This is a genomic window from Nocardioides carbamazepini, from assembly GCF_024614185.1.
Lineage (GTDB): Bacteria > Actinomycetota > Actinomycetes > Propionibacteriales > Nocardioidaceae > Nocardioides > Nocardioides carbamazepini.
In genome coordinates, this window is record NZ_JAHTLF010000003.1 from 192,163 (window position 1) to 209,611 (window position 17,449).

16 protein-coding genes are annotated in these 17,449 nt (G+C 73.7%); 9 read left to right on the forward strand and 7 right to left on the reverse strand.

Annotated features, from left to right (window positions below; genetic code table 11):
• The first annotated feature begins 52 nt into the window (after positions 1-52).
• Both KVF89_RS01430 and KVF89_RS01435 read left to right on the forward strand, forming a co-directional pair.
• Entirely contained in the window at positions 53-1,018 is a 966-nt protein-coding gene (locus KVF89_RS01430; RefSeq protein ID WP_257422718.1) for an NADPH:quinone oxidoreductase family protein, read from the forward strand.
• Positions 1,019-1,025: 7 nt separating this feature from the next.
• The gene (locus KVF89_RS01435; protein WP_257422719.1) at positions 1,026-2,219 is read left to right on the forward strand and encodes a hypothetical protein; all 1,194 of its coding nucleotides are present in this window, start codon (positions 1,026-1,028) and stop codon (positions 2,217-2,219) included.
• A 10-nt stretch (positions 2,220-2,229) separates the two neighbouring features.
• On the opposite strand, the gene KVF89_RS01440 is transcribed toward KVF89_RS01435, so the two are convergent.
• The 3 genes from KVF89_RS01440 to KVF89_RS01450 form a co-directional block, all read right to left on the reverse strand.
• Positions 2,230-2,781: a CAP domain-containing protein gene (locus KVF89_RS01440; protein WP_257422720.1), complete on the reverse strand. Its 552-nt coding sequence runs from the start codon at positions 2,779-2,781 to the stop codon at positions 2,230-2,232.
• A gap of 41 nt (positions 2,782-2,822) precedes the next feature.
• On the reverse strand, positions 2,823-3,359 hold the full coding sequence (locus KVF89_RS01445) for a CAP domain-containing protein (RefSeq protein WP_257422721.1): 537 nt from the start codon (positions 3,357-3,359) through the stop codon (positions 2,823-2,825).
• Between the two features lie 98 nt (positions 3,360-3,457).
• The gene (locus tag KVF89_RS01450) at positions 3,458-3,991 is read right to left on the reverse strand and encodes a CAP domain-containing protein (RefSeq protein WP_257422722.1); all 534 of its coding nucleotides are present in this window, start codon (positions 3,989-3,991) and stop codon (positions 3,458-3,460) included.
• A 105-nt stretch (positions 3,992-4,096) separates the two neighbouring features.
• On the opposite strand from KVF89_RS01450, the gene KVF89_RS01455 reads away from it, so the two are divergent.
• Both KVF89_RS01455 and KVF89_RS01460 read left to right on the forward strand, forming a co-directional pair.
• Positions 4,097-6,070 carry a M13 family metallopeptidase gene (locus KVF89_RS01455; protein ID WP_273475274.1) on the forward strand — a complete coding sequence of 658 codons (1,974 nt, stop codon included), beginning with the start codon at positions 4,097-4,099 and terminating at the stop codon, positions 6,068-6,070.
• Between the two features lie 5 nt (positions 6,071-6,075).
• Positions 6,076-6,381 (forward strand): DUF2470 domain-containing protein, encoded by a 306-nt coding sequence (locus KVF89_RS01460; RefSeq protein ID WP_257422723.1) that lies wholly within the window; start codon positions 6,076-6,078, stop codon positions 6,379-6,381.
• Positions 6,382-6,449: 68 nt separating this feature from the next.
• Here the strand turns inward: KVF89_RS01460 and KVF89_RS01465 are convergent, their stop codons facing one another.
• The gene (locus KVF89_RS01465) at positions 6,450-6,914 is read right to left on the reverse strand and encodes a hypothetical protein (protein ID WP_257422724.1); all 465 of its coding nucleotides are present in this window, start codon (positions 6,912-6,914) and stop codon (positions 6,450-6,452) included.
• A 58-nt stretch (positions 6,915-6,972) separates the two neighbouring features.
• Complete coding sequence (locus tag KVF89_RS01470; protein WP_257422725.1) at positions 6,973-7,563, reverse strand: hypothetical protein; 591 nt, start codon at positions 7,561-7,563, stop codon at positions 6,973-6,975.
• Positions 7,564-7,686: 123 nt separating this feature from the next.
• Between KVF89_RS01470 and KVF89_RS01475 the strand changes: the two genes are divergently transcribed.
• A complete protein-coding gene (locus tag KVF89_RS01475) occupies positions 7,687-9,297 on the forward strand; it encodes a helix-turn-helix domain-containing protein (RefSeq protein ID WP_257422726.1) in 1,611 nt (536 codons plus the stop codon).
• 288 nt (positions 9,298-9,585) lie between these two features.
• On the opposite strand, the gene vapC is transcribed toward KVF89_RS01475, so the two are convergent.
• The gene (vapC, locus tag KVF89_RS01480) at positions 9,586-9,987 is read right to left on the reverse strand and encodes a type II toxin-antitoxin system VapC family toxin (protein ID WP_257422727.1); all 402 of its coding nucleotides are present in this window, start codon (positions 9,985-9,987) and stop codon (positions 9,586-9,588) included.
• Positions 9,981-10,190 (reverse strand): type II toxin-antitoxin system VapB family antitoxin, encoded by a 210-nt coding sequence (locus KVF89_RS01485; RefSeq protein ID WP_257422728.1) that lies wholly within the window; start codon positions 10,188-10,190, stop codon positions 9,981-9,983. Before KVF89_RS01485 ends, vapC begins: the two co-directional genes overlap by 7 nt.
• A gap of 158 nt (positions 10,191-10,348) precedes the next feature.
• On the opposite strand from KVF89_RS01485, the gene KVF89_RS01490 reads away from it, so the two are divergent.
• The 4 genes from KVF89_RS01490 (at position 10,349) to KVF89_RS01505 (ending at position 17,449) form a co-directional block, all read left to right on the forward strand.
• Entirely contained in the window at positions 10,349-12,505 is a 2,157-nt protein-coding gene (locus KVF89_RS01490) for a RecQ family ATP-dependent DNA helicase (protein WP_257422729.1), read from the forward strand.
• Between the two features lie 182 nt (positions 12,506-12,687).
• Positions 12,688-13,947 carry a hypothetical protein gene (locus KVF89_RS01495; RefSeq protein ID WP_257422731.1) on the forward strand — a complete coding sequence of 420 codons (1,260 nt, stop codon included), beginning with the start codon at positions 12,688-12,690 and terminating at the stop codon, positions 13,945-13,947.
• 35 nt (positions 13,948-13,982) lie between these two features.
• Entirely contained in the window at positions 13,983-16,751 is a 2,769-nt protein-coding gene (locus KVF89_RS01500) for a DEAD/DEAH box helicase (RefSeq protein ID WP_257422732.1), read from the forward strand.
• Positions 16,751-17,449 carry an SWIM zinc finger family protein gene (locus KVF89_RS01505; protein WP_257422734.1) on the forward strand — a complete coding sequence of 233 codons (699 nt, stop codon included), beginning with the start codon at positions 16,751-16,753 and terminating at the stop codon, positions 17,447-17,449. The genes KVF89_RS01500 and KVF89_RS01505 overlap by 1 nt, the downstream gene beginning before the upstream one ends.

Below are 17,449 nucleotides of genomic sequence, written 5' to 3' on the forward strand. Positions count from 1 at the left end.
GGTCCCTGCCCGGCGCTCGGACCGGGCAAACTCCCGGCGTACGCTCCGGTCCATGCGCGCAGTCCAGGTCGTCACTCCCACCGGTCCCGCCGACGTCGTCGTCCGCGAGGTGCCCGACCCGGCACCCGGTCCGGACGACGTCCTGGTCGAGGTGCACAGCGTCGGGGTGTCCTTCCCGGACCTGCTGCTCAGCCGCGGCCAGTACCAGCTGCGCCCGGAGCCGCCGTTCACGCTCGGCGTCGACTATGCCGGCGTCGTCGTGTCCGGACCGGGCTTCGAGCCGGGCCAGCGGGTCGCCGGCGTCGGCGGGTACGGCGGCGCTTCGGAGCTGGTCGCCGGTCCTCGCCTGTCGACCTTCGCGCTGCCCGACGGGATCGGCTTCGACGAGGCCGTGGCGCTGCCGATGAACTACCTGACCGCACTCTTCGCCCTCGACGAGCGGGCCGGGCTCCGCCCCGACGAGACCGTCCTCGTCCATGGTGCCGCCGGCGGTGTCGGCACCGCCACGATCCAGGTGGCCAAGGGACTCGGCGCCCGCGTCATCGCCGTGGCGAGCACGGAGGAGAAGGCGGCGTACGCGCGGGCGGCGGGCGCCGACGACGCGGTCCTCTTCGCCGGCTTCAAGGACGCCGTCACCGAGCTCACCGGCGGCAGGGGCGTCGACGTCGTCCTCGATGTCGTGGGCGGCGACGCGTTCACCGACTCGCTGCGCGTCCTGGCACCGCAGGGGCGCCTCCTCGTGGTCGGCTTCGCCGCCGGCGCCGGCATCCCCGAGGTCAAGGTCAACCGGCTGCTGCTCAACAACATCGACGTCCGCGGTGTCGGCTGGGGCGCCTACGCCTTCGCCCGGCCCGACTACCTCCAGCAGCAGTGGGCCCAGCTGGTGCCGATGATCGAGTCCGGTGTCGTCAAGCCGCCGGTCGGCAAGGTCTACCCGATGGCCGAGTTCGGCCGGGCGCTGGCCGACATGGACGACCGGGCGGCACTCGGCAAGCTCGTCGTGCGCCTGCGGGACTGATCCACCAGTGCGGCGGCTCGGCGCCCTCCTGTCCGGCTGGAGCGGCGGCGGCGCGGGGCGCGCGGCCGCCGTCCTGATCGTCGCCAACCTCGGTGCCGTGGTCCTGGCCTGGGCCGGGTGGGCGCTGTTCCTGCTCCCCGCGTTCTCCGACGCCCGGCTGCTGCCGAGCATCGTGATGTGGGCGTTCGCGGTCGTCGTGTCGATGACCCTGCTGGTGAAGCTCGGCTTCTGGGGCATGGTGGCGACCAGGGGCGTCGGGCATGGCGAGCACCTGCAGGGCTTCACCCCCGGGAAGGCGCTGGGGCTGGGCCTGCTGCGGTGGGCGCTGCAGATCGTCATGATCAGCGGCGTGTTCGCGGCGGCCGTGGTGACCACCGTCGACCTGCGCTGGTGGCACGTCTTCGGCACCGCCGAGATCCGCGGGCTGCCGGATCGGGTGGCCGCGGTGCCGATCCCGGACGACTGGGAGCCGACCTCGTCCGAGGTGGGCGACGACGGCGGCAACCACCACCCCAACATGCGCCACTGGCTGACCTACGACGTGCCGGCGGCGTACACCTTCGACGACCTGAAGGCCTGGCTGTCCTCGCCGGCCTGGACCGACCGCCCCGACGGCCGGTCCTTCGGCGCCATCCGGGTCGTGGGCTGCGACGCCGAGCAGCAGGCCTGTCGGGCGCAGCTCGTCCCGCCCGACGGCGAGGAGCCGGAGTACTTCGTGTACGTCCAGCGCAGTGATCCGTCGGGCGCCGATCCCGCGGTTGCCGAGGTGGACGTCCAGGTCACCTATCGGCAGTACGTCGAGCCCGACTGGGAGGTCAGCGCCGCCGTGGTGGCACGGGGGAGGGCCATCCCGGTGCCCGACGAGTGGATCCGGGACGACGAGGACTCGTCCGACAGCGACAGCGGGGAGTCCTTCAGCCGCTCCTTCGGCGTGCCCGAGACGTTCACGCCCGCCGACCTCGAGGCCTGGATCACGGGGCCGAGGTTCACCGATCCGGCCGCGGGCTCGCCGTTCGGTGCGATCACCCTGGACGAGTGCCGGTCCTACGACGGGGGCCGGCACGGCTGCGACGCGACCGTCGACGACAGCTGGTACACCGATGCCTACGACATGGAGCGCGCGCGGGACTGGGTCGAGGCGACGCTCGACACCGTGGACCACACGGTGCGGGTCTCGTTCCGGCGCACGGACCGGTACTGATCGGACCGGGTCAGCGGCGGACCAGGTCGATCGTCCACCACAGCTGCCTGCCCTCCGCGTGCACGCCGAGTCCGGCCAGCCGGAGCCGGCAGTCGAGCAGCACCGCGCGGTGCGGCGGACTGGCCAGCCAGCGCTTCAGCGCGCCACGGGCACTCATCGTGCCCATCGCGACCACCTCGCCCATGCGGGAGGCGTCGGCGTACCCCGCCGCGGCGATCCGGTCCCGCAGCGACGCCTCGCCGGGCACCTGGTGGGTGAGCGCGCGATGCGCGGCCATCGCCGTGGAGTGCGCCGCCGCCGAGGCGTGGAGACCCTCGGCGGGGCGCAGGCGGCGGCACCCGGCCTTGCGCCGCGCGCCGTTGACCTGGTGGAGCAGCCGCACCTCGATCCGGGCGGTGTCCGTCGCCGGCGGCACGCGGGCCGCGGCGGCTGTCCAGGTGGTTGCCGGGGCGGCGACCGGGCTGGCTGTTGCGGGCGGTGGCGCCGGGAGCACGGTCAGCAGTGCTGTCGCGACGACGGTGACGATGCTGACGACGGTGAGGAGGAGGGATGCCGAGCGCACGGGCAGCATCATGGCGGTGAACGGGGCGATCCGTCAGCCCCTCAGCGCACCCCGAAGTCCTGGGTCCACCACAGCCGGGGCCCCTCCTGCACCGCGCCGACGCCGACCTCGCGCAGGCCGCAGTCGAGGATGTTGGCGCGATGGGTCGGGCTCTCCATCCAGGCCTTCAGCACCGCGCCCGGGGTGGCGAACCCGGTCGCGACGTTCTCCGCGAGCCGCAGCCAGCCGTCGTACCCCGCCGCGGCCGCCCGCTGCCCGAGCGTCGGCTCGCCCGGCAGGTAGTGCGCCATGGTCCGCGCCGCCGCCATGGCGACGCTGTGGGTGCGGGCCGCCCGCCGCAGCTTGCGGTTGAGTCGCACCGGCGGACAGCCGTGCTCGGCGCGGTGCCTGTTCACGTGCCGGATCACCCGCTGCTCGAGGGCCGGGGCGAGCAGGAGCTCCTCGGCGCCGGCCGTGCTCACGGGCGCGCTTCCCGCCGCGGCCGGCGGCGACTGGAACGGCAGGACGGCGACGACCGCGAGGGCGACAAGAGCGCCGAGGAGTGCCATCAGGACGGTCCGGGAGCAGCGGGGCAGCATGTACCCGATCGTCGTGGGCGGAGGGTCCCGGCCGCGTCGGTGCTCCGTCTCGGCTCTCCTGGCCCCGAAGGGCTAGCAAAATCCGGCGATCGTGTCCCTCAGCGGGTCCCGAAGTCCTGGGTCCACCACAGCTGGTCGTCGTGGAGCACGACGCCGACACCGAGGTCGCGCAGGCGGCAGTTGAGGATGTTCTTGCGGTGGCTGGGGCTGTTCATCCAGGCGGTCATCACCGACTCCGGTGAGCTGAACCCCCGCGCGATGTTCTCCGCCACCAGCGTCCAGCCGCGGTAGCCCGCCCGGGTGATCCGCGTCGAGAACTTCGCCTCTCCTGGCAGCTGGTGGGACATCACACCCGCCACCGACATCGCCACGGTGTGCCGCCGTGCCGCCTTGCGCAGCTTCTTCGACGGCTTCAGCGCCCGACAGCCGTTGCTGGTGCGCTCGGCGTTGGTCAGCTCGAGGATCTGATCCTCCATGGCACGTTGCACCAGCTTGCGGGCCGGTACGACGTCCGGTGAGGCCGGACGCAGCACCGCCGTCGACGTCGTACCGGCGCTCGCTCCGGCCGACATCGGCGCGAGCAGCGCCAGACCGAGCGCGAGGCACCCCACCATTCCGAGTAGGCGGATCATGGAGCACCCATCGGTCACTCCGGTGGGCGGTCTGAGCGTGGTCCCGGAAAGTCAGGACGTTGGTCCCGGCAGGCGTCCCTGGTCCCGACTGCGTAGGCTCGGCGCGTGAGCATCCTCGACGACGCCCGCCCGGGCATGGACCTCGACATCCGCCCCCAGGACGACCTCTTCGGCCACGTCAACGGCACCTGGCTGACCGAGACGGAGATCCCGTCGGACCGGTCCAGCTGGGGGCCCTTCGTCCAGCTCGCCGACCAGGCCGAGGAGGACGTGCGGGCGATCATCACCGAGCTCGCCGCCTCCGCCGGCGAGAGTGCCGACGGGGGCAACGGGGACGCGCGCAAGATCGCCGACCTGTTCAACTCCTTCATGGACCTCGATCGGGTCGAGGCGGCCGGGATCGCCCCCGCCCAACCGCTCATCGACGGGGTCGCCGGACTGCGTGACGTCCGCGACCTCGCGGCGTTCCTCGGCGAGTTCGAGCGGATCGGCGGCTACGGCCTCTTCGGCTCCTATGTCGACACCGACGACCGGCAGTCCGACCGCTACCTCTTCCACCTCGTGCAGGGCGGGCTCGGGCTGCCCGACGAGTCGTACTACCGCGACGAGAAGTTCGCCGAGATCCGCGAGGCGTACGTCGGCTACCTCACCCGGCTGCTCGCCCTCGGCGGTCACGACGCCCCTGCCGCCGCGGCCCAGCGGATCCTCGCCCTCGACACCGAGCTCGCCCAGGGCCACTGGGAGCGCGCCGAGACCCGCGACGTCCAGAAGACCTACAACCTGCTCACCGGCGACGAGCTCAAGGCGCTGTGCCCGGCCTTCGACTGGGACGCCTATGTCACCAACCTGGGCGGACGCGTCGGCGGCGAGCACGCCACGATCGCCGAGGTCGTGGTGCGCCAGCCGTCGTACCTCGAGCACCTCTCCGGCGTCCTCGAGGCGACCCCGATCGAGGTCTGGCGCGACTGGTTCCTGTCCCGCGTGCTGCGCTCGGCGGCGCCGTACCTCACCGACGAGCTGGTGCAGGCCAACTTCGACTTCTACGGCCGCACCCTCTCCGGCACGCCGGAGCTGCGGGCCCGCTGGAAGCGCGCGGTCGCCTTCGTCGAGGGCGCGATGGGCGAGGCGGTCGGCAAGGAGTACGTCGCGCGGCACTTCCCGCCGACGTCCAAGGCGATGATGGACGAGCTGGTCGCCAACCTGCTGGCCGCCTACCGCCAGTCGATCAGCAAGCTCGACTGGATGACCGACGAGACCAAGGAGCGGGCCTACGACAAGCTCGCGACCTTCCGGCCCAAGATCGGCTACCCGGAGCGGTTCCGCGACTACAGTGCGCTGGTCGTCGTACCGGACGATCTGGTGGCCAACGCCCAGGCCGCCGCCGGCTTCGAGACCGACCGTCAGCTCGCCAAGATCGGCTCGCCGGTCGACCGCGACGAGTGGTTCATGCTGCCGCAGACCGTCAACGCCTACTACAACCCCGGCACCAACGAGATCTGCTTCCCCGCGGGCATCCTGCAGAGGCCGTTCTTCAGCCCCGACGCGCTCGCGGCCGAGAACTACGGCGGCATCGGGGCCGTGATCGGGCACGAGGTCGGCCACGGCTTCGACGACCAGGGTGCGCAGTACGACGGCGACGGGAACCTCAACGACTGGTGGACCACCGACGACAAGGCCGCCTTCGAGGTGAAGTCGAAGGCGCTGATCGCCCAGTACGACGGCTTCGCGCCGCGGAACCTGCCCGGCGAGCACGTCAACGGCGCGCTCACCGTGGGCGAGAACATTGGCGACCTCGGCGGCCTGACCATCGCGCACACGGCGTACCTCATCGCGGAGGGGGCGGCGGGCGGCGCGGTCTCCACGGAGGACCGCAAGACCCTGTTCCTCAACTGGGCCTACGTGTGGCGGACCAAGCGCCGTCTCGAGCAGGAGCAGCAGTACCTCACCATCGACCCGCACAGCCCGCCGGAGTTCCGCGCCAACATCGTGCGCAACCTCGACGAGTTCCACGAGGTCTTCGGCACCGCGCCCGGTGACGGTCTGTGGCTGGAGCCGGCCGACCGCGTCCGGATCTGGTGACGCGGATGCCGCACGCCTTCGACCCCGCCGTCGTCGACGCGGTGCTCGCCCACATGAACGGTGACCACCTCGACGACAACCTGCTGATCGTGCGCGCCCACGGAGTGCCCGAGGCGACCGCCGCCTCGATGAGCGACGTCGACGGCGATGCCGGGACCTGGACCGTCATCGGGCCCGAGGGCCCGGTCGGCGAGCGCCGGATCCGATGGCCGGGCGGCCCGATCGTCGAGCGCGCGGAGATCCGTCGCGAGGTCGTCGCGCTGTACGACGCCGCGTGCGCCGCGCTCGGCGTGGAGCCTCGCCCGCACTGATCCGCGTCCGCACTGCTCGGGCTCCGGGCTCAGGCTCCGGGCTCAGGCTCCGGGCTCAGGCTCCGGGCTCAGGCTCCGGGGAGCACGGCGCAGACGGCCCGGAGGGTGAGAGTGTCCCCGCTCTCGCTGAGGCCGGGCGACCACGCGGTTGCACCCGTGGCGGTGATCTCGACCTGGGCCCCGGCGCGACTGCTCGCCAGCCAGGCGTTCGCGGTGACGATCGAGGTGCCGCCGGGGCACGCGGCGACGGCCTTGTTCCAGCCGCCGTTGGGAACGGCCGCCGACGCGTTCACCACCACGACGCCGGTCAGCCCGCGGGCGGCGGCGGCGAGGTCGCTGCTCGTGAGGCTGCCGTCCTGGATGTCCGCACCGCCGAGGGATCCGTCCTTGATGTCCTTGGTGGTGACGGTGTTGTTCTTGATCTGCTTGCCGGTGATCATCGCGCCGGCGACGGCACCGCTCGTGCCGGCCGTCAGGACGAGGCCCGTGGCCACGGCGACGGCGGCGATGCCGGACTTGGTGAAGAGTGCCATGACGGCTCCTGGTCTGTTGCTGGTGGATGAGGGGGCCCGGTCAGGTGGGTCAGGTGGGTCAGGTGGCGTCGACCATCAGCCGCAGCAGCCTCTCGCTGACCGCGACGAGCTCCTCCTCGCTCATGCCGGTGGCCTGCGCGAGGTTGAGCGTGTAGACGACCTGGCCGACGAGCGCGCCCCCACCTACCTGGAGGTTCCCACCGCCGGCGACGGTGCCGATGTCCACGTACGCCGCGTCCCCGATGCCGGCGAGATCGTGTCGGGTCGGCTCGTCCATCGCGCCCTTCGAGCCCGACTGGTAGGCCTCGTACCCGCCGCCGGCCTCGACGTCGATCGCGCCGAGCGAGCCGCTGAGGGCCCGCGGGTCCTCCTGCTCGAACTCGCAGGCGTCGAACGGGCCGGTGCTCGTGGTCATCGCGGCCCCCACCGCCGCGGTGAGCTGGTCGGCGCTCACCAGGTCGCAGAACACCGGCAGGACCGCGTCGTCGGCGTCCCCGCCGTCCCCGTCATCCGTGCCGTCGGCGCTGGGCGCGCCGGTCGCGGCGGACGGCGTCGGGTCCGAACCGGACGCGGCATCGCCGTCGTCGCCGCAGCCCGCCACCAGCATCATCACGAGCAGCAGCCCGCCGATCGTCGCCCCATGCCGCATCTCGGCTCCTCCGTCTCTCGCGACGGCTGACTCTTCCGGACGGGGGTGGGGCGCGTCGGTAGGGAACAGTCGTAATTCGAGAACCGGTCCGATGGCCCCGTGGTCCGTGGGAGCGTTCGAGTCATGGACCGCGACCGCCTGCTCGCCGACGTGCTCCGGCACCTGGCCGACGGGACGGCGGAGGCGGGCCGCGAGGCGGCCCTGGCCGCGGCGCACGACGGTGACGCGGCGGCGTACGGCATCGCTGCGCTCGCGGACTTCTGGCTCGGCGACTTCGCCGACGCCACGCGGCATGCGACCACCGGGCTGGCCGCCGCGGACGACGACCGGGCACGGGGGCTGTGCCTCGCGGTCACGGTGCTCGCCGCGGGCGGCGACCTCGCCGCACCGGCCGCCGACGACGCCGCGCTGCGCGACCTGCTCGCCGCCGTGGACGACGCGGCCTCCCGGTGGTGGTCGGCGGTGCGGTACGTCGCGGCGGAGGCCGCCCTCGTGGGCGCCCGGATCCGCGACGCCGCGGAGCTCGACGCGGCGGGTCCGCCGGCCGGGGCGGCCTGGGCCGGCCACCCGTTCGCGACCCTGATGTGGGTCTGCCAGGCGCGGATCGCCGCCTTCTCCGGCCGGATCGAGCGTGCGGACGCGCTGCTCGGCACGGTCCGGGCATCGGTCGTGCCCGACAGTCGGCTCGCCCCGGTGGTCGAGGCGGTGGCGGTCCTGGTGCGCGGGAACGCGGGCGACGCCGACGGCATCCGGATCGCTGCGGAGATCGCCGCCCACGTCCCCGCCCGCCCGCGCGACTTCATCGACCGCGGGGCGCTGCTCCTGCTGTCGTACGGCGCCATCGCGGTCTACGACGTCGCCGCGGCCGCGGCGCTGGCCTTTCGCGCCGGCGCCGACGAGGCACTGAGCCGATGCACCCTCATCGACCGGGCGATCTGCTTCGAGATGCTGCTCCACGCCGCGCTGCTGGAGGAGGATCGCGGCGCGGTCGAGGCCTGGCTGGCCGCGCTGGCCGACCTCGCCGAGCACCGGGTCAGCGCGCCCACCGTGCAGCGCGCCCGGGCCCGGGTCGCCCTGGCCGCCGGCGACGCCGGCACCGCCGTCGCGCTGCTCACCGACAGCATCGCGGCCTGCGTCGCCGACGAGCGCGGGGTCGAGGCCGCGGAGGGGCAGATACTGCTCGCCCGCGCCCGGATCCTCGAGCGCGACCTCGGTGCCGCCTCGCGCAGTCTGCGCGCGCTCGTCGCCGACAGCGACCGGACCGGCTTCGGCGCCGTACGGCTGGCCGCGGGCGTCACTCTCGCCGCCTCGGGCCGCCGCCTGCCTCCGGTCGCCGGGGCCGGCTGGGACGGCCTGTCCACGCGGGAGGCGGAGGTGGCCCGCGCGGTGCTGGCCGGCCAGGAGGTCGAGGAGATCGCCGCGGCACTGTTCCTCTCCCCGCGCACCGTCCGCACCCATCTCTCGCGGGTGCTCTGTGCCTTCGGTGTCGCCACCCGGGTCGGCCTGCTCGCCGCGGTCAGCACCGTCGGGTCGTCGGGCGCCGGCGCTCCGGTCCTGAGCCCGCGTCAGGCCGAGGTCGCCGCTCTGGTTGCCTCCGGCCGCACCAACCAGCAGATCGCCGGCGAGCTCGGCATCTCCGTGAAGGGCGTCGAGAAGCACGTCGGTGACGTCCTGCTGCGCTGGAACGCCGGGTCGCGGTTCGAGTTGGCGCGGATCTGGTGGTCCGTCGCCTGAGCCGGTCCGTCCAACGGCCGGCAGCGTGGCGCACGGCCGCCAGGCGGCACGGTGCGAAGGTGGCGTGGGGATCGGGCTGGGTGGAGCGGCCGGCAGCGTGGCGCACGGCCGCGAAGCGGCACGGTGCGAAGCCCGCGGGGCGAGCGAAGCGAGTCCCGGGCGGCGAGCGCCGTATGCGACACGCTCGGCCCAACAAAAGAGGCGCAACCGCAGGCGTCTCGGGTCGCCTGCGGTTGCGTGAGCAAGCCTAGGGCACCGTCGCGGGGCGTGTCAGCGGAATCCCGGAAATCAGAGGAGCGGCCGGTGCTGCAGCTCGGTGACGGCCGCGATGGTCTCGAAGTCGGTGTCCTTGTGGAGCAGCGGGACCTCGTGCCGGATCGCGATTGCGGCGATGAGGCAGTCGATCTTCGAGCGCACCGTGCGCCCGTTGCGGCGCACGGCGCGATAGATGGAGGCCGCGGCGTGGAAGTCGAGCTCGGCATCGGCCGAGAGGGTCGTGGTCGAGCCGAGGATCCGCTCGATCCGGCGTACGGTGAGCTCGTCGGTCGGCCCCATCGAGAGCTCCATGACGATGGGCTCCGTCGTCGCCACCTCCTCCCGCCTGACCAGGTCGCGCAGCGGCTCGTTCCCCGGGTGCCCGGGCCGACGGAAGTAGTCGATCCAGACCGAGCTGTCGACCAGGGTCACCATGTCTCGACCGGGTCGTCGCGGATCTCGTCGAGGTCGCCGTCCCAGCCCATGCCTTCGTAGCTGAGGATCTCCTCCGGCGTGAGCTTCGGCCCGGCGGCCCGCCGCAGCGCGAAGTCGACCGCCTCCCGCTTGGTCCGCAGACCGTACTTCTTCATGACACGGGCGATCAGCTCGTCGTCGATCTCGATGTTGGTGCGTGTCATACACATACGTTACACCTCCCGGTTCGGATGCGGCCGACCGTAGCCGAGAAGGCCGACGCCGCGCCCGCGCCCGCCGCGGACCTGTGGACGACCCCGGTTCGGACATCACCTGTGGATGCGCGGGCGACCGTGTCGGGCGGCGCTGGTAGACACGGGACATGGACACCCAGGCCCCGACCGACGCAGCCGTCCGCGAACGCGCGGAGGAGCACCTCCGCGCACTGGTGGGCCGCGCCGACGCGACCTTGTACGACGACCAGTGGGCCGCGATCGCCGCGCTGGTCGTCGAGCGGCGCCGTGCCCTCGTCGTCCAGCGCACCGGGTGGGGCAAGTCGGCGGTCTACTTCGTGGCCACCCTGCTGCTGCGCGAGCGGGGCAGCGGTCCGACGGTCATCATCTCGCCGCTGCTGGCACTGATGCGCAACCAGATCGCCGCCGCGGAGCGGGCCGGCATCCGCGCGGTCACCGTCAACTCCACCAACATGGAGCAGTGGGAGGAGGTGCACCGCGCCATCGCGGCCGGCGAGGTCGACGTGTTGCTGGTCAGTCCCGAGCGCCTCAACAACCCCGGCTTCCGCGACGAGGTTCTCCCGCGGCTGGCGGCGACGTGCGGCCTGCTGGTGGTCGACGAAGCGCACTGCATCTCCGACTGGGGCCACGACTTCCGGCCCGACTACCGCCGGATCCGAACCCTGCTGCGCGACCTGCCCGACGGCATCCCGGTCCTGGCCACCACGGCCACCGCCAACCAGCGCGTCACCGACGACGTGGCTGAGCAGCTCAACGCTGCTGAGTCCGGCAGCGGTGACACCCTGGTGTTGCGGGGCAGCCTGGACCGGTCGTCGCTTCGCCTGGGCGTCGTCCGGCTGACGACCGCCGAGCAGCGGCTGGCCTGGCTCGCCGACCATCTGGCGGAGCAGCCCGGCAGCGGCATCGTCTACTGCCTGACCGTGGCGGCGACCCAGGAGGTCGCCGACTACCTCCGCTCCCGCGGGCACCGGGTGGCCGCCTACTCCGGCCAGACGGAGCAGACCGAGCGGCTGGCGCTCGAGCAGGCCCTCGTGGACGGTGAGGTCAAGGCGCTGGTGGCGACCAGCGCGCTCGGGATGGGCTTCGACGCCGCGCTCGGCTTTGTGGTCAACCTGGGGGCTCCGAACAGCCCGGTCGCCTACTACCAACAGGTCGGCCGCGCCGGCCGCGGTTCGGTCGACGACGCCACCGTCGTCCTGCTGCCGGCCACGGAGGACCGCGACATCTGGGCCTACTTCGCCTCACTCGCGTTCCCGCGCGAGGAGCTGGTCCGAGAGACCTTGACCGTGCTGGCCGAGGAGGGCCGCACGATGAGCACGGCCGCGCTCGAACCACGGGTCGACCTGTCCCGCAACCGGCTCGAGACGATGCTCAAGGTGCTCGACGTCGACGGTGCCGTCCGCCGGGTCCGCGGCGGTTGGGAGGCCACCGGCCGGCCGTGGGACTACGACGCCGAACGCTATGCGCGGGTCGCGTCGGCCCGCCAGTCCGAGCAGCAGGCGATGGTCGACTACCTCTCCTCCGACGTGTGCCGGATGCGCTACCTGCGCCGCCAGCTCGACGACCCGGCGGTGCTGGCCGATCCCGACTGGCGCTGCGGGCGCTGCGACAACTGCGGGGGGCTCCGCCTGTCCACGGACGTGTCCGCGGCTGCGGTCGAGGAGGCGGCCGACCGGATCGCCCGGCCCGGTGTGCCGATCGAGCCGCGCAAGCTGTGGCCGACCGGCCTGGCGGCGATCGGCGTCAGCCGGTCCGGGCGTATCAAGCAGCCCGCCGAGGAGGGCCGGGCGATCGCCCGGCTGACCGATCTTGGCCACGGCGCGGCGCTGCGGGGGTTGTTCGCGCTCCCGACCGACCCGACCACCGGCGGGCAGGACGGTCCGGTGCCCGACACGCTGGCCCGGGCGATGGTCACGATGCTGCAGGACTGGCAGCCCCAGGTCGACGCGATCGTGGTCGCCGAGTCCGAGCGCAGGCCCACGCTCACCGCTGACCTGGCCGCCGGACTGTCCCGGTTCCTGCGTGTCCCGATCGCCGGCCGGTGGGCGGTGGCCGACCCGTCGGTCGGCCCCGACCGCGGCGCCACCAACTCCGCCCAGCGGGTCGCCGCCGTGAGCCGGCGCTGCGCGCTCCGCCTCGACGATCCCGACGCGGTGCGCGACGCCCGGGTGCTGCTCGTCGATGACCGGCTGGTCACCGGCTGGTCGCTCACGCTCGGCGCGGAGGCGCTCCACGAGGCGGGGGCCGCCGCCGTGGTTCCGCTCGTGCTGGGCATCGCAGGCTAGGTGCCCGCCATCCCGGCGCCCTCCCGGCGCCGTGCCGGCGCAGGGGACCTGTAACTACCTGTCCTTGCCCCTACCTGATCGGTAGACCGGTACGGCAGAGGTAAGGACAGGTAGTTACAGCGCGGCGCTGAGCGTCGCTCGCCTGCACGTTCCCCGGGCTCTGCTCATCTAGAGTCGAAAGCATGACCGACGACGCTCCCGCGAACGGCACTCCCGAGCACCCCGTCGGCGGACCGCCGCCGGCACCGACCACCGGCCCGGCCACCGGCCCGGCCACCGGCCCGGCCACCGGCCCGGCCACCGGCCCGGGCGCCTCTCCGGACGCCCCTCCCGGCACCGCCATGACGCCACCCGCCGGGGCGATCGTCACCGATCCCGACCCCGCCACGGACGACCGCGGCGCCGGCAGCGTTCCCCCGCCACCGGTCGGAACCGGCCACCCGGATCCGATCGAGCCGGAGTTCCCCACCCGCGCGACCCGGGCGGGCAGCGCCGGAGGCGTGGTCGCGCTGGGGACCGGCCTGCTCGGTGCCGCGGTGGTCATCGCCGCCGTCCGGGCCCGCGACGACGGGGATCTCGACTGGTCCAACTACGGCGTCGGGCTGGGCGCCACCGCCGTGCTGCTCGTGATCGCCGTCCTCGGCGCGCTCGCGGACCGCCGTGCCGGCGGCCGCGCCCGGGAGGAGGTCGTCACCTGGCCGGGCGTCGTCGGGATCGGCGCCACCGCGCTGATGATCGGCGTCGGGATCAACCGTGACGACGACTGGGTCGCCTACCTCATCGGCGGCACCATGGTCGCGCTCGCCGTGATCGGCTACCTCGCGGCCCGGCGGGCCGCCTTCGTCGTCGTCGCGATCCTCGGCCTCGCCCTGGTCTACGGCGTCGCGTTCGACAGCGTGGTCGCCGACAGCATCGGTGACGGCCATCCGCAGGTCACCGCCGCGGTCCTCGTGGCCGTCTTCGTCGTCGTCGTCACCCTCCTCGGCTGGGCCCTGCCCAGCCGGGCCGTCTCCGGCGTCGCGGTCGGGGCGTTCGGCCTCGTCGGCTTCCTCGGGATCCTCGCGTCCTTCGCCGTCATGCGCTTCTTCGCCGGGGTCTTCGGCGGGATGTCGATGATGCTCGACCGCGAGACGGGAGACGTGACCTCCGTGCTGGCTGCCGGCGGCGGCTTCGAGGAGTCCGACGTGTGGTGGGTGGTCGCCCTCGGCGGCCTGCTCGCCGTGCTGTGGGCGCTGGCCGCCGCGGTGTCCAACCACTCCGGCTTCTCGCTGCTCGCCATCGCGATGCCGGCGCTCGGCGTCCCCCTCGCGTCGGTGGCGCTGGCGGCCGAGCACCCGACCCGGTGGGCCGCGGTCGTCGCCGCGTCCGGCGGGGTCCTGCTGCTCGGCGGCGTCTTCCTCGCTCGGCTGCGCGGACGTCGTACGAGCAGTCCCCAGGGGTAGGCGGCCGAGTAGGGGCTCCGGGCTAGGTTCCCCCTGTGAGCTTCGTTCCCGTCACCGGACCCGCGACCTTCCGGGCCGGTGACCCGGCGACGATCGAGTTCACCGATGCCGCGGGGGCACGCCGGGTGGCGCTGCCCGTCAGCGCGGCGCTGCCCGTCCTGAGCCGGTCGCGTGCCGACGACGACGCCCATCCCAGTGTCCAGCTGCTCAGCGGTGCGGCGCTGCTCGGGCTGCGCCTCGTGGCCGCCGGCAAGGTCGCGCCCGACGCCGCCGGCCGGGCCTGGCGGGTCGACGGGCTGGAGCCGCGCGATCAGGACGCGGTCGAGCGCCTCGCCCTCGCCCGCGCGTACGACGACCTGCCGGCCGCCGATGCCGCCGGCCTGGTCCGCGGGATGCTGGACGCGGTCGCGGACACGCTTCCGCGCGCGGCACCCAGCGGCCGTCGTGCCGCTGGCCCCGAGGCGCCGGCGCCTGCCGGCCCGGGGCGAGCGGAGGACTTCGCCGACCGGGTCCGGCACCGCCTGGCGGTGCGCCGCGACCGACGGCCCGACCGGGGCGCGGACGACGCCGTGCTGCCGGAGCTGGTGCGGGTCTCGCTCCGGGTCGAGGCCGACGAGGAGGAGCTCCTCGCCGGCACGGTCCGGGTGGTGCTCCAGGTCCACGACGAGCGTGACCCGTTGCACGTCCGCGACGCGGCCCTGCTGTGGACCGGCGGGCCGGCCGAGCACGGCTTCGGCAGCCGGGCGCGGGTGCATGCCAGCATCGCGCTCCGGGCCGCGGCGGACGCGTGGCCGGTGCTCGACCGACTGCTCGCCCTGGCGGTGCCCGACCAGCTCACCCTCGACGGAGCAGAGATCGGCAGCCTGCTCGACCACGTGGGCGCCTTGCGCGACACCCGCGTCGACGTGCACTGGCCACGCTCCCTCGGCCCGGACCTGACCACGCGTGCCGTGCTCGACCAGCGCCCCGCGGGGGAGGGGCGCTCCCTCGAGCTGCCGCTGCAGGACAGCCCCTTCTCGACGGACGGCCTGTTCTCCTTCTCGTGGCAGGTCTCCTTGCACGGCGAGGCGCTCACCGTCGACGAGATGGCCGAGCTCGCCCACGCCGCGAGCCCGGTCATCCGGCTGCGCGGCGCATGGACCGTGGTCGACCCGACCACCGCCGCGCGGGCCCGTCGGCGGCTGATCCGCAAGGCCACCGGTGCGCAGGCGCTGGCCGCCGCGCTCACCGGCGTCACCGAGCTGCCTGCCACGGGAGAAGTGCCCCGGGCGAGCGCCGAGGTCGTCGTCGGCGCCAGCCTGCTGCAGGTCCGCGAGCAGCTGCTCGGGGCGGCGACCCGGGCGCCGCTCGCCGAGCCGGCGGGCCTGGCCGCCCGGCTGCGCGACTACCAGCGGCACGGGCTGACCTGGCTCGCGGACCTGACCGGGCTCGGGCTCGGCGCCTGCCTCGCCGACGACATGGGCCTGGGCAAGACGGTCACCCTGATCGCCCTCCACCTGCACCGACTCGAGGACGGTCTCTCCCACGGCGGCCCGACCCTCGTCGTCTGTCCGGCCAGCCTCCTCGGCAACTGGGAGGCCGAGATCGAGCGGTTCGCGCCCGGCATATCCGTCCGTCGCTTCCACGGCGGCGCGCGCTCCCTCGACGGCCTGCGCGGCGGGTTCGTGCTGACCACCTACGGCACGCTGCGGCGCGACATCGACACCCTCGCCGGGCTCACCTGGGACCTCGTGGTCGCCGACGAGGCCCAGCACGTCAAGAACTCCCGTACGTCGACCGCGCGGGCGTTGCGCCGACTGACGAGCCGGGCGCGGGTCGCGCTGACGGGCACTCCGGTCGAGAACGACCTGACCGAGCTGTGGTCGATCCTCGACTGGTGCGTCCCCGGCCTCCTCGGCAGCCGCCAGGCGTTCCGCCGGGTGTGGGGTGCGCCGATCGAGTCCGGGGCGGAGCCCACGAAGGCCCGCCAGTTCGCCGATCTGATCGGCCCCTTCCTGCTGCGCCGCCGCAAGTCGGACCCGGGGATCGCGCCGGAGCTGCCGCCGAAGACGGAGACCGATCACCTGCTCGGCCTGACCCGGGAGCAGGTGGTTCTCTACGAGGCGTTCGTCAAGGACACCATGCAGCGGATCGAACGGGCCGACGAGGAGACCAGGCGTGGTCTGGTGCTCGCGCTGCTGACCGGGCTCAAGCAGATCTGCAACCACCCGGCGCAGTTCCTCAAGCAGTCCGGCGCGATCCGGCTCACGGGCCGCTCCGAGAAGCTGGAGCTGCTCGAGGAGCTGGTCGCGACCGTGCTCGCCGAGGGTGGGGCGGTCCTCGTGTTCACGCAGTACGTCGCCATGGCGCGGCTCGTCGAGCAGCACCTCACCGCGCTCGGGGTGCCCCACCAGTTCCTGCACGGCGGCACGCCCGTCGCTCAGCGCGAGGCGATGGTGCGCCGGTTCCAGGCCCCTGACGACGCCGGTGTGCCGGTGTTCCTGCTCTCGCTCAAGGCCGGTGGCACCGGGCTCAACCTCACGCGCGCCGACCACGTCGTCCACTTCGACCGCTGGTGGAACCCGGCGGTGGAGGAGCAGGCGACCGACCGCGCGTACCGGATCGGACAGACCCGGCCGGTCCAGGTGCACCGGATGGTCACCCGCGGCACCATCGAGGAGCGGGTCGCCCAGCTCCTGGACCGCAAGCGCCGGCTCGCCGACGCCGTCCTCGCCCGCGGCGACGCCGCGTTGACCGAGCTCAGCGACGAGGAGCTGCGCGACCTGGTCACCCTGCGCCGCGAGGCCCGGAGGGCCACCGGCTGATGCGGACCACCTTCAGCCGCCAGACCCGGCCTGTTCGCGGGACCCGCTCGTGGTGGGGCAAGGCCTGGCAGCGCGCGGTCGAGGAGGCGGCGTACTCCGACGCGGAGCTGCGTCCCGGTCGCACCCATGCCCGCCGGGGCGACGTGGGTGCGATCAGCATCGAGCCGGGCGGCCTGCTCGCCGCCTGCCGTGACGGCGACGACGCCTGGACGGTCGAGGTCGGCATCCCGGTCCTGGACGAGGCGGCCCGGACCGCGCTCGTCGAGGTCGTCGCCGCGGAGTCCGGCCGGATCGCCGAGCTGCTCGCGGGCAACCTCCCGCACGACCTCGTCGAGCACGCGGAGGAGGTCGGCGTCGAGCTGCTGCCGTTCGGCGGCGAGCTGACCGCGACCTGCACCTGCCCCCACTACCTCGACCCGTGTCCGCATGCCGTCGCGGTCCTGATCCAGGCCGGCTGGCTGGTCGACACCGATCCGCTGGTGCTGTTCGCGCTGCGCGGCGTCGACCGGGACCTGCTGCTCGCCGGCCTGCACGCGCGCACCAGCGCGCCGCCGGGATCGGGCGGATCGGACGGCGGCGGCGGGGCCACCGCCGACCTCGCCGACGACGTCGAGCTCGTCGTCGACGCGGCGGTGCGGGCCGAGCGGCTGCTGCCGCTCTTCGAGGCGGGTGTGGAGCTGCCCGACGGGCTGGTCTGA